The following is a 23,949-nucleotide window of genomic DNA, read 5'->3' as shown; positions in this document are numbered from 1 at the left end:
ATCGGCGGGGGAGGCGGAGGGGAGGCGCACGGAGGGAAGCGAGGGTCGCACGCCAGGGCGCCTTGCCAGACGTCTGCCCCACAAGTCCGGCTAACAATCGTTCACTTCAGCCGGGTTTCCCATGACTCGTATCCTGGGGCGCGTTCCCTTCCCGGGTGCGCTCCGCGGCCGTGAGCCGGAGTACGCGCAGGTGTCAGAGAGGTCGCACGGTGACGCAGAGCCGCAGTCCGCAGCAGATCCCGGTCGTCGTACTCGCCGGATTCCTCGGCTCCGGCAAGACGACCCTGCTCAACCATCTCCTCCACCGCAGCGGAGGCAGCCGGATCGGCGCGATCGTCAACGACTTCGGGGCCATCGAGATCGACGCCATGGCCGTGGCCGGAGCGCTCGGCGACTCCACCGTCTCGCTCGGCAACGGCTGCCTGTGCTGTGCCGTGGACGCCAGTGAACTGGACCTCTACCTCGAACGGCTCGCCCGGCCCGGCACCGGGATCGACGTCATCGTGGTCGAGGCCAGCGGTCTCGCCGAACCCCAGGAACTGGTGCGTATGGTGCTCGCCAGCGAACACCCGGGGATCGTGTACGGCGGGCTCGTCGAGGTCGTCGACGCCGCCGAGTTCGACGAGACCCGGGCCAGGCACCCCGAGATCGACCGGCACCTGGCCCTCGCGGACCTCGTCGTCGTCAACAAGCTCGACCGCGCCGACGACGGCGACCGGATCCTCGGGCTCGTCGGGTCCCTCGTCGACCGTGCCGCCGTGGTGCCCGCCTCCTACGGCCGTATCGATCCCGAGTTCCTCTTCGACTGCAGGCCGAGCGAGGAACGCGTCGGCCAGCTGTCCTTCGACGACCTGCACGAGCACGACGAGGGCGACCTGGGCGAAGCCCACGCCGAGCATCTGCACACCGCCTACGACAGCCTTTCCTTCACCTCCGGATCGCCCATGGACCCACGCCGGTTGATGGCCTTCCTCGACAGCAGGCCCGAGGGGCTGTACCGGATCAAGGGGTACGTCGACTTCGGCCCGCACGATCCCGCCAACCGGTACGCCGTGCACGCGGTCGGCCGGTTCCTGCGCTTCTATCCGGAGCGGTGGGGGCCTGCCGGGGACCGTCTCACCCAGCTCGTGCTGATCGGCTCCGGCATCGACGCCGAGGCCCTCGGCAAAGAGCTGCAGACGTGCGTGAGCGACGCCCCGCACGCCGACGAGCACGGCATGTGGGGCGTCCTGCGCTACGTACAGGATCCGGACGACCGGAGTCCGCAGGCCGCCATGGATCCCGGGGAAGAGGCCTGGGTGTTTCGCCCCTAGGGCGTGTTTCGAAAGTCCCGCCTGCCTGGCGACGCCTGGCACGCCCGCTCGCCGCGTTGTCGGGCGCGCCCCGATACATCCAGTGTCGGGGCGACCCTCCGCCTTGCGATCGCACGCACCAGACGCCGCCAGGCCTGCCCTTCGGGCAGACGACGCCACTTTCGAAACACGCCCTAGACCGGTCCTGCCACCACGCCCACCGTCTTCGCCAGCGAGACGCCCGAGCCGTCGCGGCGCGGGTCGATCTCCGGGAGTTCCGCGGGCAGGCCGTTCTTCTGCGCGGCCTTCGCGGGGACGGCGCCCGCCCAGGCGAAGGACAGGCAGTCCTCGCCCTTCAGGAACCGCTGGCAGCGCACACCGCCGGTGGCGCGCCCCTTGCGCGGGTACTGGTCGAACGGGGTCAGCTTGGCCGTCGTCTGGACCGAGTCGTCCAGCGTGCCGCGCGAGCCCGCGACCGTGAAGACCACCGCGTCCGCCGCGGGGTCCACGGCAGTGAACGAGATGACCTTCGCCCCCTCGGTGAGCTTGACGCCCGCCATGCCGCCCGCCGGCCGGCCCTGCGGGCGCACCTGCGAGGCCTGGTAACGCAGCAGCTGCGCGTCGTCGGTGATGAAGACCAGGTCCTCCTCTCCGGTGCGCAGCTCGATCGCGCCGACGATCCGGTCGCCCTCCTTGAGGGTGATGACCTCCAGCTCCCCCTTGTTGGACGGATAGTCCGGCACCACCCGCTTGACCACGCCCTGTTCCGTGCCGAGCGCCAGACCGGGCGAGGACTCGTCGAGCGTGATCAGACAGACCACCGTCTCGTCGCCCTCGAGGGAGACGAACTCCGTCAGCGGGGCGCCGCCCGAGAGGTTCGGCGCCGAGGCCGTGTCCGGGAGCTGTGGCAGGTCGACGACATTGATCCGCAGCAGCCGGCCCGTCGAGGTGACCGCGCCGATCTCCCCGCGCGCGGTGGCCGGCACCGCGGAGACGATCACGTCGTGCTTGGTGCGCTTGCCGTCCTCGTCGTCGGCGAACGGCTCGCCGTTCGCCGTGCGCGCCAGCAGGCCGGTGGAGGAGAGCAGGACCCGGCACGGGTCGTCCGCGACCTGCAGCGGTACGGCGGCGGCCGGGGCGCCCGAGGACTCCAGCAGGACCGTACGCCGATCGGTGCCGAACTTCTTGGCCACCGCGGCCAGTTCGGCCGAGACCAGCTTGCGCAGCTCGGCGTCCGAGTCCAGGATCCGGGTCAGCTCCGCGATCTCCGCGTTGAGCTTCTCCTTCTCCGCCTCCAGCTCGATCCGGTCGAACTTGGTGAGGCGGCGCAGCGGCGTGTCGAGGATGTACTGCGTCTGGATCTCCGAGAGCGAGAAACGCTCCATCAGGCGCTGCTTGGCCTCCGCGCTGTTCTCGCTGGAGCGGATCAGACGGATGACCTCGTCGATGTCTACGAGGGCCGTGAGCAGACCCTCGACCAGGTGCAGGCGGTCGCGGCGCTTGCCGCGGCGGAACTCGCTGCGCCGGCGCACCACGGTGAAGCGGTGGTCGAGGTAGACCTCCAGGAGTTCCTTCAGGCCCAGCGTGAGCGGCTGGCCGTCCACCAGCGCCACGTTGTTGATGCCGAAGGACTCCTCCATCGGCGTCAGCTTGTAGAGCTGCTCCAGGACCGCTTCCGGCACGAAGCCGTTCTTGATCTCGATGACCAGGCGCAGACCGTGCGCGCGGTCGGTGAGGTCCTTGACGTCGGCGATGCCCTGGATCTTCTTCGAACCGACCAGGTCCTTGATCTTGGCGATGACCTTCTCGGGACCGACGGTGAAGGGCAGTTCGGTGATGACCAGCCCCTTACGGCGAGCGGTCACCGTCTCCACCGACACCGTGGCGCGGATCTTGAAGGTCCCGCGGCCCGTCTCGTAGGCGTCCCGGATTCCGGAGAGGCCGACGATCCGGCCGCCGGTGGGCAGGTCCGGGCCCGGGACGTGCCTCATCAGTGTTTCGAGATCCGCGTTCGGGTAGCGGATCAGGTGGCGGGCGGCCGCGATGACCTCGCCCAGGTTGTGCGGCGGCATGTTGGTGGCCATGCCGACCGCGATCCCGGACGCGCCGTTGACCAGCAGATTCGGGAAGGCGGCGGGCAGCGCCACCGGTTCCTGTTCCTGGCCGTCGTAGTTGGGCGCGAAGTCGACCGTGTCCTCGTCGATCGACTCCGTCATCAGGCTTGTCGCCTCGGCCTGACGGCACTCGGTGTACCGCATGGCGGCCGGCGGGTCGTCGTTGCCCAGCGAGCCGAAGTTGCCGTGGCCGTCCACCAGCGGCACGCGCATGGAGAACGGCTGCGCCATGCGTACGAGCGCGTCGTAGATCGACGCGTCGCCGTGCGGGTGCAGTTTGCCCATGACCTCGCCGACCACGCGCGCGCACTTCACGTAGCCGCGGTCGGGGCGCAGGCCCATCTCGTTCATCTGGTAGACGATGCGGCGGTGGACCGGCTTGAGGCCGTCGCGGGCGTCCGGCAGGGCTCGGGAGTAGATGACCGAGTACGCGTACTCGAGGAAGGAGCCCTGCATCTCGTCGACGACGTCGATGTCGAGGATCCGCTCCTCGTACGAGTCGTCGGGCGGCGGGGTCTTCGTGCTGCGGCGGGCCATCGCTGCCGGCTCCTCCTGTATCTGGTCGCTCGCCTTCGGGGCGCTGACGTCCCCCTGCGGCTCGCTCGTGCTGAAGCGTGTTGACGGGATCTGACGCGGTCCATTGTGGACCGTGGCACTGACAAGGACGGGCCCAGGACCCGGGACCTCTCATGATTGCCCGCAGGGTACGCCATGTCCCTGCCCCGTCCGGCGTCCCGGTTTCTCGCTCTCGGCGTACGACCTCCGGGAACTTCGCCGACCGACCGCACGCTTGCATACAGTGACAGGACCGGCAGGGAACACGCGGTTTCCACGACCGCGTCCGCGATCGGAAGGACGTACATGCCCATGGGTCACACGGCCACAGACCAGGCAGGCACCGGGGGCCTGACAGCGACCGAGCACCGCCTGGCCAACGGCCTGCGCGTGGTGCTCTCCGAGGACCACCTGACCCCCGTCGCGGCGGTGTGTCTCTGGTACGACGTCGGCTCGCGCCACGAAGTCAAGGGCCGTACCGGCCTGGCTCACCTTTTCGAGCACCTCATGTTCCAGGGCTCTGCCCAGGTCAAGGGCAACGGCCACTTCGAGCTGATCCAGGGCGCCGGCGGCTCGCTCAACGGCACCACCAGCTTCGAGCGCACCAACTACTTCGAGACCATGCCCACCCACCAGCTGGAGCTCGCCCTCTGGCTGGAGGCCGACCGCATGGGCTCCCTGCTGGCCGCCCTGGACGACGAGTCCATGGAGAACCAGCGCGACGTGGTGAAGAACGAACGCCGCCAGCGTTACGACAACGTCCCCTACGGCACCGCGTTCGAGAAGCTCACCGCACTCGCCTACCCGGACGGCCACCCCTACCACCACACGCCGATCGGCTCGATGGCCGACCTGGACGCGGCGACCCTGGAGGATGCGCGCTCGTTCTTCCGCACCTACTACGCGCCCAACAACGCCGTCCTGTCGGTCGTCGGCGACATCGACCCCGCGCAGACGCTCGCCTGGGTCGAGAAGTACTTCGGCTCCATCCCGGGCCACGACGGCAAGCCCGAACCGCGGGACGGCTCGCTGCCCGACGTCATCGGCGAGCAGCTGCGCGAGGTCGTCGAGGAGGAGGTGCCGGCCCGTGCCCTGATGGCCGCCTACCGCCTGCCGAACGACGGCACGCGTGCGTGCGACGCGGTCGACCTGGCGCTCACCGTCCTCGGCGGCGGCGAGTCCTCCCGTCTCTACAACCGGCTGGTGCGCAGGGACCGGACGGCCGTGGCGGCCGGTTTCGGGCTGCTGAGGCTCGCCGGTGCGCCCTCCCTGGGCTGGCTGGACGTGAAGACGTCCGGGGACGTCGAGGTGCCCGTGATCGAGGCCGCCATCGACGAGGAGCTCGCCCGGTTCGCCGCGGAGGGCCCCACGGCCGAGGAAATGGAGCGTGCCCAGGCCCAGTTGGAGCGCGAGTGGCTCGACCGGCTCGGCACGGTCGCCGGCCGCGCGGACGAACTGTGCCGGTTCGCCGTCCTGTTCGGCGATCCGCAGCTCGCCCTGACCGCCGTCCAGCGCGTGCTCGACATCACGCCCGAGGAGGTGCGGGAGGTCGCGAAGGCCCGCCTGCGCCCCGACAACCGCGCGGTCCTCGTGTACGAGCCGACCGCCCCCGAAGCCCCCGCCGACCAGGACGAGAACGAGGAGGCGGCCCGGTGACCGAGCTCGCCACGATGGACTTCCACCCCCAGCCCCCGGCGGGCGAGGCCAAGCCGTGGGCGTTCCCGGCACCCGAGCGCACCGCGCTGGGCAACGGCCTGACCGTCCTGCACTGCCACCGCCCCGGTCAGCAGGTCGTCGCCGTCGAGATCCTCCTCGACGCGCCCCTGGACGCCGAACCGGCCGGCCTGGACGGCGTCGCCACGATCATGGCGCGCGCCTTCTCCGAGGGCACCGACAAGCACTCCGCCGAGGAGTTCGCGGCCGAGCTGGAGCGTGCCGGCGCCACTCTCGACGCACACGCGGACCACCCCGGCGTCCGTCTGAGCCTGGAGGTGCCCGCCTCCCGGCTGGCCAAGGCGCTGGGTCTGGTGGCCGACGCCCTGCGCGCACCCGCTTTCGCCGACAGCGAGGTCGAGCGTCTGGTCCGCAACCGGCTGGACGAGATCCCGCACGAGCTGGCCAACCCCTCCCGCCGCGCCGCCAAGGAGCTCTCCAAGGAGCTCTTCCCGGAGACCGCGCGCATGTCCCGCCCGCGCCAGGGCACCGCGGACACCGTCGAGAAGATCGACTCCGCGGCCGTACGGGCCTTCTACGAGAGGCACGTCAGGCCCGCCACGGCGACCGCCGTGGTCGTCGGCGACCTCACGGGCGTCGACCTGGCCTCGCTCCTCGGCGACACCCTGGGCGCCTGGACGGGCTCCGCCGCCCGGCTTCGGCCCGTCCCGCCGGTGACCGCCGACGACACCGGCCGGGTCGTGATCGTGGACCGCCCCGGCGCCGTCCAGACGCAGTTGCTCATCGGGCGGATCGGCGCCGACCGGCACGCGCGCGTGTGGGCCGCACAGGTCCTCGGCACCTACTGCCTCGGCGGCACCCTGACCTCCCGGCTGGACCGGGTCCTGCGCGAGGAGAAGGGCTACACCTACGGCGTGCGCGCCTTCGGGCAGGTCCTCCGGTCCGCCCCGGACGGCTCCGGCGCCGCGATGCTCGCCATCAGCGGTTCCGTCGACACCCCGAACACCGGCCCCGCGCTGGACGACCTGTGGAAGGTGCTGCGCACCCTCGCCGCCGAGGGCCTGACAGACGCCGAGCGGGACGTCGCCGTGCAGAACCTCGTCGGGGTCGCGCCGCTGAAGTACGAGACCGCGGCGGCCGTCGCGGGCACCCTGGCCGACCAGGTCGAGCAGCACCTGCCCGACGACTACCAGGCCACGCTGTACCAGCAGCTCGCCGCCACCGGCACGGTCGAGGCCACCGCGGCGGCCGTGAGCGCCTTCCCGGTGGACCGCCTGGTGACCGTCCTCGTGGGCGACGCCGCGCAGATCAAGGAGCCGGTCGAGGCGCTCGGCATCGGCGAGGTGAAGGTCGTCGCCGCCGAGTAGCGGCCAACAGGCACACGCGCGTTGGGGCCCTGGGCGACGGAAGCGTCACCAGGGCCTCAAGATGTCCGAATTACGGCGGAGGTTGCCTGTCTGCCCTGTGGGATGCGCTACAAAAACCTTGATCTGTTTGAGGATTGAGAGCCGCCGCACGTAGCTTCATGCGGGCTGTTCGTCAGGCAGTGCGCCGCATCCGCGGCACCGGACAGTCATCGCCGAGTCCCCGTACGGCGCGAGCCAGGGGAGCCGGGGACCCTCCCTCCTGTCGCCGGCTTCGCGGCTGGAGGGGCCCAGAAGTCCCTGGGGTGAATCGGACGCCCGCGCGGTGACGCGAGGGGGCCCGTAGGAGACCTTCCTGCTCCGAACCCGTCAGCTAACCCGGTAGGCGAGAGGGAAGGAAAGGACCGCTCATCTACATGGCGTTCACCTGCGCCCCCGGGAAGCACCGTCGCCCCAGCCGGATGCAGCGCAACACCGCGCGCGCCGCGGGTGTCGCGGCGCTCGCCACCACCGGTGTCATGGCCACCGTCGCCTCCAGTCCGGCTTTCGCCGCGGAGCCCACCCCTGAGCAGACCGGGCTGATCCCCGTCGTCACCGCGGGCGAGGCCGTCGCCGAGCAGATCGACGACCAGGTCGCCGTGCAGAAGAAGGCCGCCTACGAGGAGGCCGCGCGCGAGGCGGCCGCCAAGAAGGCCGTGGAGGAACGCGAGGCACGCGTGCGTGCGGCCCGCGAGGCCCAGCGCAAGCGGCTGAACACCTTCGTGCTGCCGATCACCGGCTCCTACATCTCCACCGGCTACCACGCCAGCAGTTCCCTGTGGTCCTCCGGCAGCCACACCGGCATCGACTTCCACGCCGCCAGCGGCACCACCGTGCACGCGGTCGGTCTGGGCACCGTCGTCGAGACCGGCTGGGGAGGGTCGTACGGCAACCAGATCGTCATCAAGATGAACGACGGCACCTACACCCAGTACGGCCACCTGTCGTCCATCGGGGTCTCGGTGGGCCAGCAGGTCACGCCGGGGCAGCAGATCGGCCTGTCGGGCGCGACGGGCAACGTCACCGGCCCGCATCTGCACTTCGAGGCGCGCACCACCGCGGAGTACGGCTCGGACATCGACCCGGTCGCCTACCTCCGCAAGCACGGCGTGAACGTCTGACGACACACGGCGACAGATCGTCGGCCCCGGCCCCCTCGGCCGGGGCTTTCGCCGTTTTCGGCACGTCACTGTCCAAAAAATATCCCCGGATTCCGGCCTGCCATCGGAAATTCCGTCCCGCTGCAATAGAGTCACGGAACACACGTCAATCGTCGACGTTTCACGGGGATTAAGGCGGAGGTCGGTCATGCGTATTCCGGCGCACTCGGTGTGCACGGCCATCCGGGACGACATCGTCGCGGGTGTCTACGAGCGTGGCAGCCGTCTCACCGAGGAACTCCTCGCCCGCCGCTACGGCGTTTCCCGGGTCCCCGTCCGAGAGGCGCTGCGCACCCTGGAGGCCGAGGGCTTCGTCGTCACCCGGCGGCACGCGGGCGCGTGCGTCGCGGAGCCGACCGAGCAGGAGGCCGCCGACCTGCTGGAGATGCGGATGCTCCTCGAGCCGCTCGGTGCGGCCCGGGCCGCCCAGCGGCGCACCGAGGCCCATCTGAAGGTGCTGCGCGGCCTCGTCCGGCTGGGCCAGGAGCGCGCCAGGAGGGGCAACAGCGAGGATCTGCGCTCCCTGGGCGGCTGGTTCCACGAGACGCTCGCTCAGGCCTCCGGAAGCCATGCCCTGACGTCGATGCTCACCCAGCTGCGCCACAAGATCGCCTGGATGTACGCGGTGGACGCGCCGGCCAACCCCGTGGAGTCGTGGGCCGAGCACGGCGCGATCGTGGACGCGGTGGCGCGTGGCGACGGCGAGCGCGCGCGGGCGGTCACGGCGCTGCACACGGAGCGCGCGACGGTCGCACACCGGCTGCGGTTCGCCGGCCCCGCCGAGCGCGGCGACCGTGTGAGGACTTCGCAACCTCCCGTAAACATGACGGGTCTGCGGCATTAACACCGGGGCCGTATACAAAGAGGAGATATTCAGCGGAGACCTATTTCCGCTGCCTTTTTTCGCGCGCGCCGGGAATTCTCGGTGACGCGCTCTTCGCATGCCCGTCGAAGATTTTCCGGGTATGCCTCCGGTCATTTCACGGAGACCTCCGCGACACCTCGCGCCAAAAACGACGAAGCCGCGCCGTCCGGGAGGACGACGCGGCTTCGCGCGTGACTCAGACGGTCTCGGGGAGTTCCTCGAGGCCCTCGGCGACCAGCTTCGCCAGCCGGTCGAGGGCGACGTCCGCACCCTCGGCGTCGGAGGCGAGGACGATCTCCTCGCCGCCCTGGGCGCCGAGGCCGAGGACGGCCAGCATGGAGGCCGCGTTGACGGGGTTGCCGTCTGCCTTGGCGATCGTCACGGGGACGCCTGCGGCCGTGGCGGCTCGGACGAAGATGGAGGCGGGGCGGGCGTGGAGGCCCTCGGCCCAGCCGACGTTGACGCGGCGCTCAGCCATGTGTTGCTGCCCTTCGGGTTCAGGTTGTCTAGACCAGTGTTCCACACGTGAAGCGCGGGAGGAACGGGTCGTACGTCCCGTTCCCGTGCGGCAAGCCGGATCGCGGCCTCGATCCGGCTTGCCGACCCCACAGACTGCCTCGCGCCGTCGTCGGACGCGAGCCGTACTCTGGGCCCCATGCAGAGCGCCTCGGACCGGCACGAGTACCCCGCCCACTGGGAGGCCGACGTGGTGCTGCGCGACGGCGGCACCGCGCGCATCCGACCCATCACCGTCGACGACGCCGAGCGCCTGGTCAGCTTCTACGAGCAGGTTTCGGACGAGTCGAAGTACTACCGCTTCTTCGCGCCCTACCCGCGCCTGTCCGCAAAGGACGTCCACCGCTTCACGCACCACGACTTTGTGGACAGGGTGGGACTCGCGGCCACGATCGGCGGCGAGTTCATCGCAACCGTACGCTATGACCGCATTGGTGCCGACGGCATGGCCGCCTCCGCGCCCGCCGACGAGGCCGAGGTCGCCTTCCTCGTCCAGGACGCCCACCAGGGGCGCGGGGTCGCCTCCACGCTCCTCGAACACATCGCGGCCGTCGCGCGCGAGCGCGGCATCCGCCGGTTCGCCGCCGAGGTGCTCCCCGCCAACACCAAGATGATCAAGGTGTTCACGGACGCCGGCTACACCCAGAAGCGCAGCTTCGAGGACGGCGTCGTCCGCCTCGAGTTCGACCTCGAACCCACCGAACGCAGCCTGGCCGTGCAGCGCGCGCGGGAGCAGCGTGCCGAGGCGCACTCCGTAGGGCGGCTGCTGGCACCCGGCTCCGTCGCCGTCGTCGGCACCGGCCGCACCCCCGGCGGCGTCGGCCGCAGCGTCCTCGGCAATCTGCGGGAGGCCGGCTTCACCGGCCCCCTGTACGCCGTGAACCGGGCCTTCCCCGAGGACCTGAAGGAACTCGACGGCGTCCCGGCCCACCGCTCCGTGCGCGACATCGCCGACCCCGTCGACCTCGCGATCGTCGCCGTCCCCGCCGAGCAGGTGCCCGAGGTCGTCACCGAGTGCGGCGAACACGGCGTCCAGGGGCTCGTCGTCCTCTCCGCCGGATACGCCGAGAGCGGCCCCGACGGTCGCGAGCGCCAGCGCGCCCTCGTACGGCACGCACGCGCGTACGGCATGCGGATCATCGGCCCCAACGCCTTCGGCGTCATCAACACCTCACCCGAGGTGCGGCTCAACGCCTCGCTGGCCCCGGAGATGCCGCGCCCCGGCCGCATCGGCCTGTTCGCCCAGTCCGGCGCCATCGGCATCGCCCTGCTGTCCCGGCTGCACCGGCGCGGCGGAGGTGTCACCGGCGACACCGGCGTCTCCACGTTCGTCTCCTCCGGCAACCGCGCGGACGTCTCCGGCAACGACGTCCTGCAGTACTGGTACGACGACCCCGACACCGATGTCGCCCTCATGTACCTGGAGTCCATCGGCAACCCACGCAAGTTCACCCGCCTCGCGCGGCGCACGGCGGCGGCGAAACCGCTGGTCGTCGTCCAGGGCTCCGGCTCGGCCCCGCAGGGACACGCCGTCCGCGCGACCCGTCTCCCGCACGCCACGGTGTCGGCGTTGCTGCGCCAGGCCGGGGTGATCCGCGTCGACACCATCACCGAACTGGTCGACGCCGGCCTGCTGCTCGCCCGCCAGCCGCTGCCGACCGGCCCGCGCGTGGCGATCCTCGGCAACTCCGAGTCCCTGGGCCTGCTCACGTACGACGCCTGTCTCTCAGAGGGGCTGCGGCCCCTGCCGCCGCTGGACCTGACGACGGAGGCCTCCGCGGAGGACTTCCACGCGGCGCTCACCCGGGCGCTGGCCGACGACACGTGCGACGCCGTGGTGGTGACGGCGATCCCGGCCATCGGCGAGACCTCACCGAGCGACGCGCAGCTCGCCCAGGCGCTGCGCTCGGCCGCCGCCGCGGCCCCCGCCAAGCCGGTGCTCGTCGTCCACGTCGAGCTGGGCGGCCTCGCGGCGGCGCTGTCCGCGGCGACGAGCACCGCACCGCGCGCCGAAACAGTCGTACGCGCGCGTGAGGCGGCGCCGGGCGGCGCGACGCAGCAGCAGCCGGCAGCCGTCGCTCCCCCCGCCGAGGGCGCGCACCTCATCCCGGCCTACCCCGCGGCCGAACGGGCCGTCCGGGCCCTCGCCGAAGCGGTGAAGTACGCGCAGTGGCGGCGCGAGGCAGCCGATCCCGGCAAGGTGCCCGGGTACGAGGACATCGACGAGAAGGGCGCGGCCCGGCTGATCGACGGGCTCCTCGCGCGCGGGCAGGGCCTCACCCTCGGCGCCGAGGAGACCTGCGAGCTGCTCGGCCACTACGGCATCCGCACCCGACGGGCCGTCCCCGCGCCCACCCCCGAGGACGCGGTGCGGGCCGCCGCCGATCTCGGCTACCCGGTCGCGCTCAAGGCCACCGCCCCGCATCTGCGCCACCGCGCCGACCTGGGCGGTGTACGCCTCGACCTCGCCGACGAGGAGCAACTGCGGCGGGCCTACGCCGAACTGACCGGGCTGTTCGGCCGGCCCGAGGAGCTGCGCCCGGTCGTCCAGGCGATGGCTCCGCGCGGAGTCGACACGGTCGTCCGCGCGGTCATCGACCCGGCGGCCGGAGCGGTGCTCTCCTTCGGGCTCGCCGGGGCGGCCTCGCAGCTGCTCGACGACACGGCCCACCGGCTGGTCCCGGTCACCGACCGTGACGCGACCTCCCTGATCCGCTCGATCCGCACCGCCCCCCTCCTCTTCGGCTGGCGCGGCTCCACGCCCGTCGACACTCCCGCCCTCGAGGAACTGCTGCTCAGGGTGTCCCGTCTGGTCGACGACCACCCGGAGGTCGTCGGGCTCACCCTGGAACCGGTCGTCGTCGCCCCGCACGGCCTCAGCGTCCTGGGCGCCTCGGTCCGGCTCGCCCCGCCCCCGGCCCGCGACGACCTCGGCCCCCGGACGCTCCCGGTGTACTGAGGCGGGCCGTCCGGCACGTCGGGCGGGGCGCTTCCACCCCACGGAAGCCCCCGCGAGCGGTGCCTCGCAGTCAGCGGGTCCCCGTAGGATGGACGGCATGGCCAAGACCAGTACGACGACCCAGGGGCTGCGCGTGGCGATCGAGCGCAGCGGCTACTACCCGGCCCTCGTGGCCGAGGCGGTGGAGGCCGCTGTGGGCGGCGAGCCCATCCGGTCGTACCTGGTCCACCAGGAGACCACGTTCGACCAGAACGAGGTGCGTCGGCATGTGACCGTCCTGGTGCTCACCGGCAACCGCTTCATCGTCAGCCACACCGACGAACAGGCCGCCGACACCACCTCTCCGACGCCGTACGCCACGACGTCCACGGAGTCGGTGAAGATCGGCCGGATCTCCTCGGTCGTCGTCAGCCGCGTGGTCGCGAACCCCGAGTCGTACGCGCCGGGCACGCTGCCGCGCGAGGTGGTGCTGACCATCGGCTGGGGCGCCGTCTCCCGCATCGACCTGGAGCCGGCCGCGTGCGGCGACCCCAACTGCGACGCCGATCACGGCTACACGGGCAACTCGACGGCGGACGACCTCAGCCTGCGCGTCAGCGAGGCGGGCGACGGCCCGGAGACGGTGCGCCAGGCGCTCGCCTTCGCGCAGGCGCTCTCCGAGGCCACCGCGGACATCGCGCGCTGATGGCACAGCCAGTCTGGGACCACCCCGAACCGCTCGCCGTCTCCTCCGCCCCCGTCCCCGAGTACGGCTCCGGCTCCCTCGCCGACCTGCTGCCCACCCTGGCCGCGGGCCTGGGCGTACCCGGCATGGCCGCGGCCATCCCGGAGCTGACCCCGGCCGACCGCAACTGCGTCTTCCTGATCGACGGTCTCGGCTGGGAGCAGATCAAGGCCCACCCGGACGAGGCGCCCTATCTGCACGCCCTCCTCGGCAGCTCGCGCGGCGGTACCGGGCGCCCGCTCACCGCCGGATACCCGGCGACCACCGCGACCTCCCTCGCCTCCGTCGGCACCGGCCTCCCGCCGGGCGCCCACGGCCTGCCCGGCTACACCGTGCGCAACCCGGCCACGGGCGAGCTGATGAACCAGCTCCGCTGGCAGCCGTGGAGCCCACCCGGCGCCTGGCAGCCGTACCCGACCGTCTTCCAGCTCGCCGACAAGGCCGGTGTGCACGCCGCGCAGGTGTCGTCGCCCGCGTTCCAGAACACCCCGCTGACGAAGGTCGCGCTCAGCGGCGGAACGTTCCACGGGCGGCTGACCGGCGAGGAGCGCATGGACCTCGCCGCCGAGCAGCTCGCCGCCGGCGACCGTTCCCTCGTCTACACGTACTACGCCGAACTGGACGGCGCGGGCCACCGCTACGGCATCGCGTCCGACACCTGGCGCGGCCAGCTCATGTACGTCGACCGGCTGGTCCAGCGCCTGGCCGAGCAACTGCCCCCGCGCAGCGCGCTCTACGTCACCGCCGACCATGGCATGCTCGACGTGCCCTTCGACGAGCAGCACCGCATCGACTTCGACGAGGACTGGGAGCTGCGCGCCGGTGTCGCCCTGTTCGGCGGCGAGGGCCGTGCCCGCCATGTGTACGCGGTCCAGGGCGCCGAGGACGACGTGCTGACCTGCTGGCGCGAGGTGCTCGGCGAGCAGTTCTGGGTGGCCTCGAGGGATGAGGCGATCGCCGCGGGCTGGTTCGGTCCGCAGGTCGACGAGCGGGTGTACCGCCGTCTCGGCGACGTGATCGCGGCCGCCCGGGATGACGTCCTGATCATCGCCTCCGAGCGGGAGCCCAAGGAGTCGGCCATGGTCGGCAACCACGGTTCGATGACCCCTGCCGAACAACTCGTCCCCCTGCTCGAAGTACGCTCCTGACGTCCCGGTCCTCCCGGGCCTCTCCGTCGTCCCCGTCCCCTTCGTCTCCGCCTTCTTCGCCGAAAGGTGCTCAACTTCTCATGCCCGAGCTGGTGTTCTTCTCCGGAACCATGGACTGCGGGAAGTCGACGCTGGCTCTGCAGATCGAGCACAACCGCTCCGCGCGCGGGCTGCAGGGCATGATCTTCACCCGCGACGACCGGGCGGGCGAGGGCAAGCTGTCCTCCCGTCTCGGCCTGGTCACCGACGCAGTCGAGGTCGAGGACGGCCAGGACCTGTACGCGTACCTCGTCGACCACCTCTCCCAGGGCGGCCGCGCGGACTATGTGATCGCGGACGAGGCGCAGTTCCTGGCCGAGGAACAGATCGACCAGCTCGCGCGCGTGGTCGACGATCTCGGCATTGACGTCTATGCCTTCGGTATCACCACCGACTTCCGCTCCAAGCTGTTCCCCGGCTCCCAGCGGCTGGTCGAACTCGCCGACCGGGTGGAGGTCCTCCAGGTCGAGGCCCTGTGCTGGTGCGGAGCCCGTGCCACGCACAACGCCCGCACGGTGGGCGGTGTCATGGTCGTCGAGGGCGCGCAGGTCGTCGTTGGAGATGTGAACCAGGCGGACACCGTGGGGTACGAGGTGCTGTGCCGGCGCCACCACCGGCGCCGTATGACCTCGGCGTCGGCCCGGGCGGCGGCCCTGTCGCCGGACGTGCTGCCGGTGCAGTAGGTGCGGGGACCGGGCCGGGGCACCCGGCAGGACCGTCCTCGGCGGGGCGTCCTCAGCGAGGGTCCTGGATCAGGGCGAAGCGGGCTCCCTCGGGGTCCGCGACGGTGGCCACGCGCCCGTGTGCGCTGTCGCGGGCCGGTCTGACGACATGTCCGCCGAGGCCGGTGACGAGGGCGAGTGCGGCGTCCGCGTCGGCCACCTCGAAGTAGGTCACCCAGTGCGGCCCCCGGTCGCGGGGCAGCGCGGTGCCCACGCCGTGGATGCCGGCCACCGCGCGCCCGTCGACGTGCAGGGTCACGTAGTCGAAGCCGGCGGACACCTCCGCCTCCTCGTCGTAGCCGAACACCGTCTCGTAGAACTTGCCGACGCTCACCGTCTCGTAGGTCAGCAGTTCGTTCCAGGCGGGGGTGCCGGGCACTCCTGCGATGTTCGTGCCGCGGTGCCCGGCCGCCTGCCAGATGCCGAAGACGGCGCCGGACGGGTCGGAGCCGATCGCCAGGCGGCCGGCTTCTGCGGCGTCCAGCGGGCCGACCCCGATCGTGCCGCCGCACAGCCGTACCGTTTCGGCACTCGCGTCCACGTCGTCGGAGGCGAGGTAGGGCGTCCAGGCGACCGGGAGGTGGCGGTCCGGCGGGAGTTGGCCGATTCCGGCCACCTCGCGGCCGTCCAGCAGGGCCCGCACGTACGGTCCGAGCTGGTGCGGGCCGGGTTGGAATTCCCAACCGAACAGCTCGCTGTAGAAGTCCTGGGTCGCCGTCAATCCGTGCACCATCAGACTCACCCAGCAGGGTGTACCGGGCGTGTACCGGGCGTGTGCTGTGCCGCCGGGGCCGGCCGACCCACGTGCCTCGGTCATCGTCCCTCTCTCCCCGGCCCCTGATGGTGGCCGTGTCGCTTCCGCCCTCGGAGGATGCCTGACGGGGGGTTTCTCAATGGTTTACGCGCGGTTGTCGCCCTATGTCGATCGCGTGTACGGGATGTGCTCGATCCCGCACGCCTGGTGATCAGCGGTGTCCGGCCGAGCAGATTAGCCGGACATGGAGGACGGGGCCACCCCGTGCGCGAGGATGGTGGCCATGAACGCCATCATCACCGCAACCGAACTCGTCGGCGACCTGGCGGGGGAGAACCCGCCCGTGGTCCTCGACGTCCGCTGGCAGCTCTCCGTGGCCAGGGCGGCCGGGGAGCCGCCCTTCGACGGGCGGGCGGCCTACGCGGCCGGACACGTGCCCACGGCGGTCTACGTCGACCTGGACCGGGAACTCGCCGGAGCGGCGGGCGTCGCCGGCCGGCATCCGCTCCCCGACCCCGCGGAGTTCGGAGCGGCGATGCGCCGGGCCGGCGTCTCGGCCACCCGGCCGGTGGTGGTGTACGACGGCGGACAGGGCTGGGCGGCGGCCCGCGCGTGGTGGATGCTGCGCTGGACGGGTCACCCGGACGTGCGGGTCCTGGACGGCGGGTTGCCGCAGTGGAGCGGCGAGCTCTCGGTCGACGTCCCCGCGCGCGTGGAGGGCGACTTCGAGCCGGTGCCGGGCGCCGCGGGCCTGCTCGACGCGGACGCCGCCGCCGAACTGGCGCGCTCGGGGGTGCTGTTCGACGCGCGCGCGGGGGAGCGCTACCGGGGCGAGGTCGAGCCGATCGACCGGGTCGGCGGGCACATCCCCGGCGCGGTCTCCGCGCCCACCACCGACAACGTCGGTCCCGACGGCCGTTTCCTGCCCGCCGAGGAGCTCCACGACCGCTTCAAGGCACTGGGGGCCTCCGACGGCACCGAGGTCGGCGTGTACTGCGGTTCTGGCGTCTCCGGCGCCCACGAAGTGCTGGCCCTGGCGGTCGCCGGCATCCCGGCGGCCCTGTACGTGGGCTCGTGGTCGGAGTGGTCCTCGGATCCGTCGAGGCCGGTCGCGGTGGGCCCCGACCCGCAGTGACCTCCGTCGCATCGGGACGTACGGGAGGGCCGCACCGAGCAGGTGCGGCCCTCCCGTACGTATGAACCGGCGTGCGAACCGACTTATGCGAAGTGGCGGGCCACCCGGCAGGTGTGCCGGACGGCGCGTTACTCCTGCTTCTTGCGCCGGGTCCCGAACACGATCTCGTCCCAGCTCGGCACCGCGGCCCGGCGGCCCGGCCGGACGCCGTCCGCCTCGGCCTGCCGGTCGGTGGCGCCGATCAACCGGTCGCGGTGGCTGCCGACGGAACGCGGCATGAGGACGTCCGCGTAGGCGGAACCGGCGGAGGCGGCGGGCGCCGGGGGCTCCTCGGCGACCGGCTCCTGCTCGTCCGGCTCCTCCGCGGGGGGCTCCGGCGGGCGCTCCGGGACGACCAGGTCGCCGCGGAAGCTCGGTACCGCCTCCAGCAGGCTGGTCAGGGAGTCCCGCTCCCGCTCGCCGGTGCTCTCCTCGGCCGGCTCGGACGGCTGGGCGGGCAGGCTCGGACGATCGAGGGCGCGGTCCATCCCGCGGTCGCGCGGCAGCCGGGCGATCCGCGGAACGAACGGAAAGCTGGGCTCCGGCGCGGCGAGGTCGTCGGACTCGCCGATCAGCGAGCGCGCCTCCTCGTCGACGGCCTGGACGAGCCGCCGGGGCGGGTCGTACGTCCAGCTCGCCGAGTGCGGTTCGCCCGCGACCCGGTAGACGAGCAGGACCTCCCAGGTGCCGTCGTCGCGGCGCCAGGAGTCCCACTGGACGGTGTCCTTCTCGGCGCCGCGCAGCAGCAGACGCTCCTGGACGGCCTCGCCGAGCTGGGGGCCCGCGGCGTTCTCACCGGGCCGGCGGACGGGCGTCTTGCGGGCCCGCTCGGCCATGAAGGCGCGCTCGGCCAGCACGGGGCCCTCGAAGCGGCGCACACGGTCGACGGGGATACCCGCCATCTGGGCGACCTCTTCCGCGGTCGCACCGGCTCGTATCCGCGCCTGGATGTCGCGGGGGCGGAGATGGCTCTCCACCTCGATCTCGATCTGGCCGAGGCGGGGACGGTCGCCGCGAACGGCGGCGCGCAGACGCTCATCGATCGGAAGCGTGTACTCCGTGCTGTCCGCAGCCTTCAGCACCAGCCGTGTGCCGTCATTGGAGACGGCCACGACACGCAGTTCGGGCATGGGGACCTCCCGGGTGGTGCCTGCCGACGTCACGTGCGTCGCTGCTTCCGCTAGACGAGTGTGGCCTGCCCGGGTGCAGCCTGCCACAACCTTGCCGAGTTGCCCGGCGTGTCGGGCACAGGCCCTTGATCGCCGTTATGGCACGGTTACCTATTCGCCACGCTAAGTGACCAACGCTGTCACCCTGTGCAACTAGCCCCTCCTGGCGGTCCAGCAAGGCCCCGGACACCCTGTAGGGAGGCCGGGCCCAGGGCTCGCAACAGTACTCCATTTGGGCCACGTGCGTGGATTGGCACGCCGCCCAACTTCTGGCAACGAGTGGGACTCGGCCGTCCGTTACACGGCTTCTGTGATCTTGTAAGTGGCGTGTTTCACGTGATCTGCGGAAATGGAGCCGCCGACTTCGGTTCGAACCCTTCCGGAACGGCGGTGGCGCGTCAGGCGCCCAGAATCCTCCGCAAGTAGTCATTCTGGAACAGGTGTTCGGGGTCCAGGCGGTCGCGCAGCGCGGTGAACTCGCCGAAGCGCGGGTACACCTGGGCGAAGTACTCCGCGTCGCGCGTGTGCACCTTGCCCCAGTGCGGCCGGCCCTCGTGCGCGGTGAGGATGCGCTCCGCGGCGGTGAAGTACGCCTGGTACGGCGTCCCCTTGACCATGTGGACGGCGATGTACGCGCTGTCGCGGCCGGAGGCGGTGGAGAGCGTGATGTCGTCGGCGGGCGCCGTGCGCACCTCCACGGGGAAGCTGATCCGCAGGTCCGAGCGGTCGACCATCGTCCTGAGCTCGCGCAGCACCTCGGTCGCGGCCGCGCGCGGGACGGCGTACTCCATCTCCACGAAGCGCACCCGGCGCGGGGACGTGAAGACCTTGTAGGGAATGTCGGTGTAGGTGCGCGCGGACAGCGCCCTGCTGGAGACCTGCGCGATCGTCGGGATCGTGGCGGGCGCCGCGCGGCCGACCCACTGGGCCACCTGGAAGACGCCGTTGGACAGGAACTCGTCCTCGATCCAGCCCGAGACCTGGCTCACCGGCCGGCGGGGGCCCGCACTGCGGTTGTTGCGCTTGGTGTTGGTGCTGCCGGTGTGCGGGAACCAGTAGAACTCGAAGTGCTCGTTCTCGGCCCACAGCTCGTCGAAGTCGGCGAGGACCTTGTCGAACGGCATCGGCTCCTCGCGCGCGGTGAGCAGGAAGACCGGCTCCACGGCGAAGGTGATGGCGGTGACGATGCCGAGGGCGCCGAGGCCGATCCGGGCGGCCGCGAAGACCTCCGGATTCTCCTTCTCGGAGCAGGCGAGCACCGAACCGTCGGCGGTGACGAGCTCCAGCCCCCTGATCTGGGCGGCGATCGAGGCGGACTCGCGGCCCGTTCCGTGGGTGCCGGTGCTGGTGGCCCCGGAGACCGTCTGTTCCATGATGTCGCCCATGTTGGTGAGCGAGAGGCCCTCGCGCGCGAGGGCCATGTTGAGTCTCTTGAGCGGTGTGCCGGCCTCGACCGTGACGGTCATGTTGTCGCGATCAATGTTGCGGATGCCCGTCAAGAGCTGAGGGCGGATCAACATGCCGTCGGTGGCGGCGATCGACGTGAAGGAGTGACCGGTGCCGACCGCCTTCACCTTCAGTCCGTCCTCGGCGGCCCGGCGCACCGCCGCGGCCAGTTCGTCGACGGAGGCGGGCGTGACCTCCCGCGCGGGGCGTGCGGTCACATTGCCGCCCCAGTTACGCCACGTGGCGTTCTTCCCGCTCGCTGTGGTGCTCAACGGTGCCTCCCCGACCCGGAGCCGGCCTGCTGAGCCGGCGGTACCCCAGGAAACCGACCGCGGCCGCGACGGCTCCGGACACCGCCGGAACCCCGTACCCGGCCTGCGCACCGGCCGCGTCGATGACCCAGCCGGCGATGGAGGAGCCGAGCGCGACCCCGACCGCGAGCCCGGTGCTGATCCAGGTCATGCCCTCGGTCAGTTGTGCGCGTGGTACGTGCTCTTCGATGAGGGACATGGTGGTGATCATCGTGGGAGCGATGGCCAGGCCCGCAAGGAACAGCGCCACGGCCAGAAACGGCAAGTTTCCGACCAGTAGGAGGGGGATCATACTCACGGCCATCATGAGCACGCCCAGCAGCCAGCGCAGTTCCGGGGCCCTCTTGAGCCGCAGCAGTCCGAAGACGAGCCCGGCGAGGCAGGAACCGGCCGCGTAGAGCGCCAGGACGACGCTGGCCGCCCCCTTGTGGCCCCGTTCGTCGGCGAAGGCGACGGTCACCACGTCGACCGCCCCGAAGATCGCGCCGGTCGCCACGAAGGTGGTCACCAGGACCTGCAGGCCGGGCGAGCGCAGCGCCGATCCGACGCCGCGCCGCTCGCGCGGGTGCGGCTCGGGCTCGGTGGCCCGCTGGGAGGTCAGCCAGAAGACACCGACGGCGAGGAAACAGGCGGCGAGCAGCGGGCCCGCCTCCGGGAACCAGGCGGTGGACAGGCCGATCGAGATGATCGGCCCGAAGATGAAGCACACCTCGTCGACCACGGACTCGAAGGAGTACGCGGTGTGCAACTGCGGTGTGCCCCGGTACAGGGCCGCCCAGCGGGCCCGGATCATCGCGCCCAGACTCGGCACCGAACCGATGCCCGCGGCGCAGACGAACAGCACCCAGTCGGGCCATCCGAAATGCGCGGCCGCCAGCAGGCCGGCCGAGGCCGCCAGCGCGACCAGTGTCGCGGGGCGCAGCACCCTGCGCTGCCCGTGCTGGTCCACCAGGCGCGAGATCTGCGGCCCGATCAGCGCGGCCGCCAGCGCGATGGCCGCCGACAGGGCGCCCGCGAGGCCGTAGCGCCCGGTCAGCTGGGAGACCATCGTGACCACGCCGATGCCCATCATCGACAGCGGCATCCGGCCGACGAAGCCCGCGGCGGAGAAGCCCTTGGAGCCGGGGGCTGCGAACAGGGCGCGGTAGGGGCTGGGCACGGGGGTCTCCGGTGGTCCGGTCACGCGCGCGTGGCGACTCCGCGCGGCGGGAGGAAAAGGCTCGTCGGTGCCCGGCCACGCCTGGTAAGGCGCGTAGGCAGCCCATACAGCTTACGAGTGAGGTCACCCTAATGCACCGGCGCGCGAGCCTCCGCGGCAGGCACCTCCGGCGCGGCACCCCGCCCTTTCCCGGCCGTCGGAGGCGGGTGGCAGGATCGACCCATGCCAGACGCGCTCGATGCCACCCCCTACGACGCCCTGCTCCTGCTCTCCTTCGGAGGCCCGGAAGGCCCGGACGACGTGGTCCCGTTCCTGGAGAACGTGACGCGCGGGCGCGGCATCCCCAAGGAACGCCTCAAGGAAGTCGGGCAGCACTACTTCCTCTTCGGCGGGGTCAGCCCCATCAACGGCCAGAACCGCGCCCTCCTCGACGCCCTGCGCAAGGACTTCGCCGAACACGGTATGGACCTGCCGGTCTACTGGGGCAACCGCAACTGGGCGCCGTATCTCACGGACACCCTGCGCGAGATGACCGCCGACGGCCGCCGCCGCGTCCTCGTCCTCGCCACCAGCGCCTACGCCTCCTACTCGGGCTGCCGCCAGTACCGGGAGAACCTCGCCGACTCGCTGGCCGCCCTGCGGGCCGAGGGCCTGGAGCCGCCGCGGATCGACAAGCTGCGGCACTACTTCAACCACCCGGGCTTCCTGGAGCCCATGATCGACGGTGTGATCGAGTCCCTCGCGGGCCTTCCGGAGGACGTCCGCGACGGCGCCCACCTCGCCTTCACCACCCACTCGATCCCGACCGCCTCGGCCGACACCTCCGGCCCGGTCGAGGACCACGGCGACGGCGGTGCCTACGTGCGGCAGCACCTGGACGTGGCCCGGCTGATCGCCGACGCCGTCCGCGAACGCACCGGCGTCGAACACCCCTGGCAGCTCGTCTACCAGTCCCGCTCCGGCGCCCCGCACATCCCGTGGCTGGAGCCCGACATCTGCGACCACCTGGACGAGCGGCACGCGGCCGGCGCTCCGGCCGTCGTGATGGCCCCCATCGGCTTCGTCTCCGACCACATGGAGGTCCTCTACGACCTCGACACCGAGGCGAAGGCCAGGGCGGCCGAGCTGGGGCTCCCGGTGCGCCGCTCGGCCACCGTGGGGGCCGACCCGCGCTTCGCCGCGGCGGTCCGCGACCTCGTCCTGGAGCGCGCCGCCCGCGAGAGCGGCCGGCAGGTCGCCCCGTGCGCCCTCGGCGCCCTGGGCGCGAGCCACGACCTCTGTCCCGTCGGGTGCTGCCCGGCCCGTGCGCCCCGCCCCGCCGCCGCGGGCGCCGACAGCCCCTACGCGTGAGGAGCCCCGTGACCGACCCCCTGCACTCCGACCTGCTCGCGCTGGCCCAGGAGGCCGCCCGCCGGGCCGGTGAGCTGCTGCGCGACGGACGCCCGGCCGACCTCGCGGTCGCCGCCACCAAGTCGAGCCCGATCGACGTGGTCACCGAGATGGACATCGCCGCCGAGAAGCTGATCACCGGTCTGATCGCCGAGCAGCGGCCCGACGACGGCTTCCTCGGCGAGGAGGGCGCCTCCAGCGCGGGCAGCACCGGCATCCGCTGGGTGATCGACCCGCTCGACGGCACGGTCAACTACCTCTACGGGCTGCCCACCTGGGCCGTCTCCATCGCCGCCGAGCAGGACGGCGAGACCGTCGTCGGTGTCGTCGAGATCCCGATGCGCGGCGAGTCGTACCACGCGGTGCGCGGCGGCGGAGCCCGGGCGACGGGCGCGTGGGAGGGCGAGCGGGAGCTGGCGTGCCGCCCGCCCGCGCCCCTGGACCAGGCACTGGTCTCCACCGGCTTCAACTACGTCACCGCGGTCCGCACCCACCAGGCCGAGGTCGCGCAGAGACTCATCCCGCTCCTGCGGGACATCCGGCGCAGCGGTTCGGCCGCGGTCGACCTCGCCGACGTGGCGGCCGGGCGTCTCGACGGCTACTACGAGCGCGGACTGCACCCCTGGGACCTCGCGGCGGGCGACCTGATCGCCCGGGAGGCGGGCGCGCTGACCGGTGGACGCCCCGCAGAGCGCCCCTCGCACGAGCTGGCGGTCGCGGCCACCCCGGCCGTCTTCGAGCCCCTCCAGCGCCTCCTGGAGGACTTCGGCGCCTGGCACGACTGACCGGCGGCGGACGCACGCGAAGGGGCCCCGGCGCTGGATTCGCCGGGGCCCTTCCGTCAACGCGTTACGAACCGCTCAGACGCTTGACGCGCCGACCTCCACACCGTGTTCGGCGGCGAGGCGGCGCAGGTCGTCGAGCTCTGCCTGCTCCACCTCGGCGAGGAAGTCGTCGCCCTCGTCACGAGCCCTGGTCAGATCGGACTCGGTCGCCCTTATGCGCTGCAGAAGTCCTGCGGTGAATGCGTCCATGCTGCGCCCCCTCGTCCTTGGGTCGTGGGTCGGTGGCACGGGGGTGTGCCGATTCGGGAAGGGGCGATCACGTCTCGATAGGTGCCCAGCGCTGCCCTGCTGGGCGGCGACGGTGCCGGACACCCACGCCCGCTCTGCGGCAAGCGGACTGCTGAGTACCACATGGTGTTGTGGCACATGCAGAGCGTGATCGCGGGGTGTAAAGCCGTCCTCCCCCCGCTTCCTTCCACGGAAACCTCAACCCGACGAGAAAATCTCGCATTCCCGGGCTTCACACCCGTCCTTCATCGTCCACTCACCGTCTTACCGCCGACTTATGGCCGAAAAGGGCAGGATGGAGGC

The 23,949-nt window shown here is 71.7% G+C and carries 19 protein-coding genes and 1 riboswitch; of the genes, 12 read left to right on the top strand and 7 right to left on the bottom strand.

Annotation, left to right across the window (positions count from 1 at the left end; translation table 11 throughout):
- Window positions 1-209: 209 nt before the first annotated feature.
- The gene (locus tag ABT057_RS07860; RefSeq protein WP_352341582.1) at window positions 210-1,313 is read left to right on the top strand and encodes a CobW family GTP-binding protein; all 1,104 of its coding nucleotides are present in this window, start codon (window positions 210-212) and stop codon (window positions 1,311-1,313) included.
- Window positions 1,314-1,486: 173 nt separating this feature from the next.
- Here ABT057_RS07860 and ABT057_RS07855 read toward each other — a convergent pair whose 3' ends face one another.
- Window positions 1,487-3,943, bottom strand: coding sequence for a DNA gyrase/topoisomerase IV subunit A (locus tag ABT057_RS07855; RefSeq protein ID WP_352341581.1), 2,457 nt, complete (start codon window positions 3,941-3,943; stop codon window positions 1,487-1,489).
- Window positions 3,944-4,267: 324 nt separating this feature from the next.
- On the opposite strand from ABT057_RS07855, the gene ABT057_RS07850 reads away from it, so the two are divergent.
- The 4 genes from ABT057_RS07850 to ABT057_RS07835 all read left to right on the top strand — a co-directional run bounded on the left by ABT057_RS07850 (window position 4,268) and on the right by ABT057_RS07835 (window position 9,042).
- Window positions 4,268-5,617, top strand: a complete 1,350-nt coding sequence (locus ABT057_RS07850) for a M16 family metallopeptidase (RefSeq protein ID WP_352341580.1) — start codon at window positions 4,268-4,270, stop codon at window positions 5,615-5,617.
- Window positions 5,614-7,002 (top strand): M16 family metallopeptidase, encoded by a 1,389-nt coding sequence (locus tag ABT057_RS07845; protein WP_352341579.1) that lies wholly within the window; start codon window positions 5,614-5,616, stop codon window positions 7,000-7,002. Before ABT057_RS07850 ends, ABT057_RS07845 begins: the two co-directional genes overlap by 4 nt.
- 200 nt (window positions 7,003-7,202) lie before the next feature.
- Window positions 7,203-7,402: riboswitch (cyclic di-AMP (ydaO/yuaA leader) on the top strand.
- Between the two features lie 13 nt (window positions 7,403-7,415).
- Entirely contained in the window at window positions 7,416-8,159 is a 744-nt protein-coding gene (locus ABT057_RS07840; protein WP_352341578.1) for a M23 family metallopeptidase, read from the top strand.
- Between the two features lie 187 nt (window positions 8,160-8,346).
- On the top strand, window positions 8,347-9,042 hold the full coding sequence (locus ABT057_RS07835; RefSeq protein WP_352341577.1) for a GntR family transcriptional regulator: 696 nt from the start codon (window positions 8,347-8,349) through the stop codon (window positions 9,040-9,042).
- 217 nt (window positions 9,043-9,259) lie between these two features.
- Here the strand turns inward: ABT057_RS07835 and ABT057_RS07830 are convergent, their stop codons facing one another.
- A complete protein-coding gene (locus ABT057_RS07830; protein WP_053655224.1) occupies window positions 9,260-9,541 on the bottom strand; it encodes an HPr family phosphocarrier protein in 282 nt (93 codons plus the stop codon).
- Window positions 9,542-9,718: 177 nt separating this feature from the next.
- Between ABT057_RS07830 and ABT057_RS07825 the strand changes: the two genes are divergently transcribed.
- From ABT057_RS07825 to ABT057_RS07810, 4 genes are all read left to right on the top strand, one after another.
- Window positions 9,719-12,538: a bifunctional acetate--CoA ligase family protein/GNAT family N-acetyltransferase gene (locus ABT057_RS07825; protein ID WP_352341576.1), complete on the top strand. Its 2,820-nt coding sequence runs from the start codon at window positions 9,719-9,721 to the stop codon at window positions 12,536-12,538.
- 88 nt (window positions 12,539-12,626) lie between these two features.
- Window positions 12,627-13,223: a DUF5998 family protein gene (locus ABT057_RS07820; protein WP_352341575.1), complete on the top strand. Its 597-nt coding sequence runs from the start codon at window positions 12,627-12,629 to the stop codon at window positions 13,221-13,223.
- Window positions 13,223-14,410, top strand: a complete 1,188-nt coding sequence (locus ABT057_RS07815) for an alkaline phosphatase family protein (protein WP_352341574.1) — start codon at window positions 13,223-13,225, stop codon at window positions 14,408-14,410. The genes ABT057_RS07820 and ABT057_RS07815 overlap by 1 nt, the downstream gene beginning before the upstream one ends.
- Before the next feature lie 80 nt (window positions 14,411-14,490).
- Window positions 14,491-15,132, top strand: a complete 642-nt coding sequence (locus tag ABT057_RS07810) for a thymidine kinase (RefSeq protein ID WP_352341573.1) — start codon at window positions 14,491-14,493, stop codon at window positions 15,130-15,132.
- A 52-nt stretch (window positions 15,133-15,184) separates the two neighbouring features.
- Here the strand turns inward: ABT057_RS07810 and ABT057_RS07805 are convergent, their stop codons facing one another.
- Window positions 15,185-15,988, bottom strand: coding sequence for a VOC family protein (locus tag ABT057_RS07805; protein ID WP_352341572.1), 804 nt, complete (start codon window positions 15,986-15,988; stop codon window positions 15,185-15,187).
- Between the two features lie 220 nt (window positions 15,989-16,208).
- On the opposite strand from ABT057_RS07805, the gene ABT057_RS07800 reads away from it, so the two are divergent.
- Window positions 16,209-17,060: a sulfurtransferase gene (locus tag ABT057_RS07800; RefSeq protein ID WP_352341571.1), complete on the top strand. Its 852-nt coding sequence runs from the start codon at window positions 16,209-16,211 to the stop codon at window positions 17,058-17,060.
- A 128-nt stretch (window positions 17,061-17,188) separates the two neighbouring features.
- On the opposite strand, the gene sepH is transcribed toward ABT057_RS07800, so the two are convergent.
- From sepH to ABT057_RS07785, 3 genes are all read right to left on the bottom strand, one after another.
- On the bottom strand, window positions 17,189-18,229 hold the full coding sequence (sepH, locus tag ABT057_RS07795; protein WP_352341570.1) for a septation protein SepH: 1,041 nt from the start codon (window positions 18,227-18,229) through the stop codon (window positions 17,189-17,191).
- 437 nt (window positions 18,230-18,666) lie between these two features.
- Window positions 18,667-19,986, bottom strand: coding sequence for a D-arabinono-1,4-lactone oxidase (locus ABT057_RS07790; protein ID WP_352341569.1), 1,320 nt, complete (start codon window positions 19,984-19,986; stop codon window positions 18,667-18,669).
- Window positions 19,946-21,184 (bottom strand): MFS transporter, encoded by a 1,239-nt coding sequence (locus ABT057_RS07785; RefSeq protein WP_352341668.1) that lies wholly within the window; start codon window positions 21,182-21,184, stop codon window positions 19,946-19,948. The genes ABT057_RS07790 and ABT057_RS07785 overlap by 41 nt, the downstream gene beginning before the upstream one ends.
- Window positions 21,185-21,406: 222 nt before the next feature.
- Between ABT057_RS07785 and ABT057_RS07780 the strand changes: the two genes are divergently transcribed.
- Window positions 21,407-22,534: a ferrochelatase gene (locus ABT057_RS07780; RefSeq protein ID WP_352341568.1), complete on the top strand. Its 1,128-nt coding sequence runs from the start codon at window positions 21,407-21,409 to the stop codon at window positions 22,532-22,534.
- 8 nt (window positions 22,535-22,542) lie between these two features.
- Entirely contained in the window at window positions 22,543-23,358 is an 816-nt protein-coding gene (locus ABT057_RS07775; protein ID WP_352341567.1) for an inositol monophosphatase family protein, read from the top strand.
- A 75-nt stretch (window positions 23,359-23,433) separates the two neighbouring features.
- On the opposite strand, the gene ABT057_RS07770 is transcribed toward ABT057_RS07775, so the two are convergent.
- Window positions 23,434-23,607 (bottom strand): hypothetical protein, encoded by a 174-nt coding sequence (locus ABT057_RS07770; protein ID WP_352341566.1) that lies wholly within the window; start codon window positions 23,605-23,607, stop codon window positions 23,434-23,436.
- Between the last annotated feature and the right edge of the window lie 342 nt (window positions 23,608-23,949).

This window comes from Streptomyces sp. NPDC002588, assembly GCF_040295925.1.
Lineage (GTDB): Bacteria > Actinomycetota > Actinomycetes > Streptomycetales > Streptomycetaceae > Streptomyces.
The sequence above is the reverse complement of the archived record's forward strand: the minus strand, read 5'-3'. Positions and strand labels throughout refer to the sequence as shown.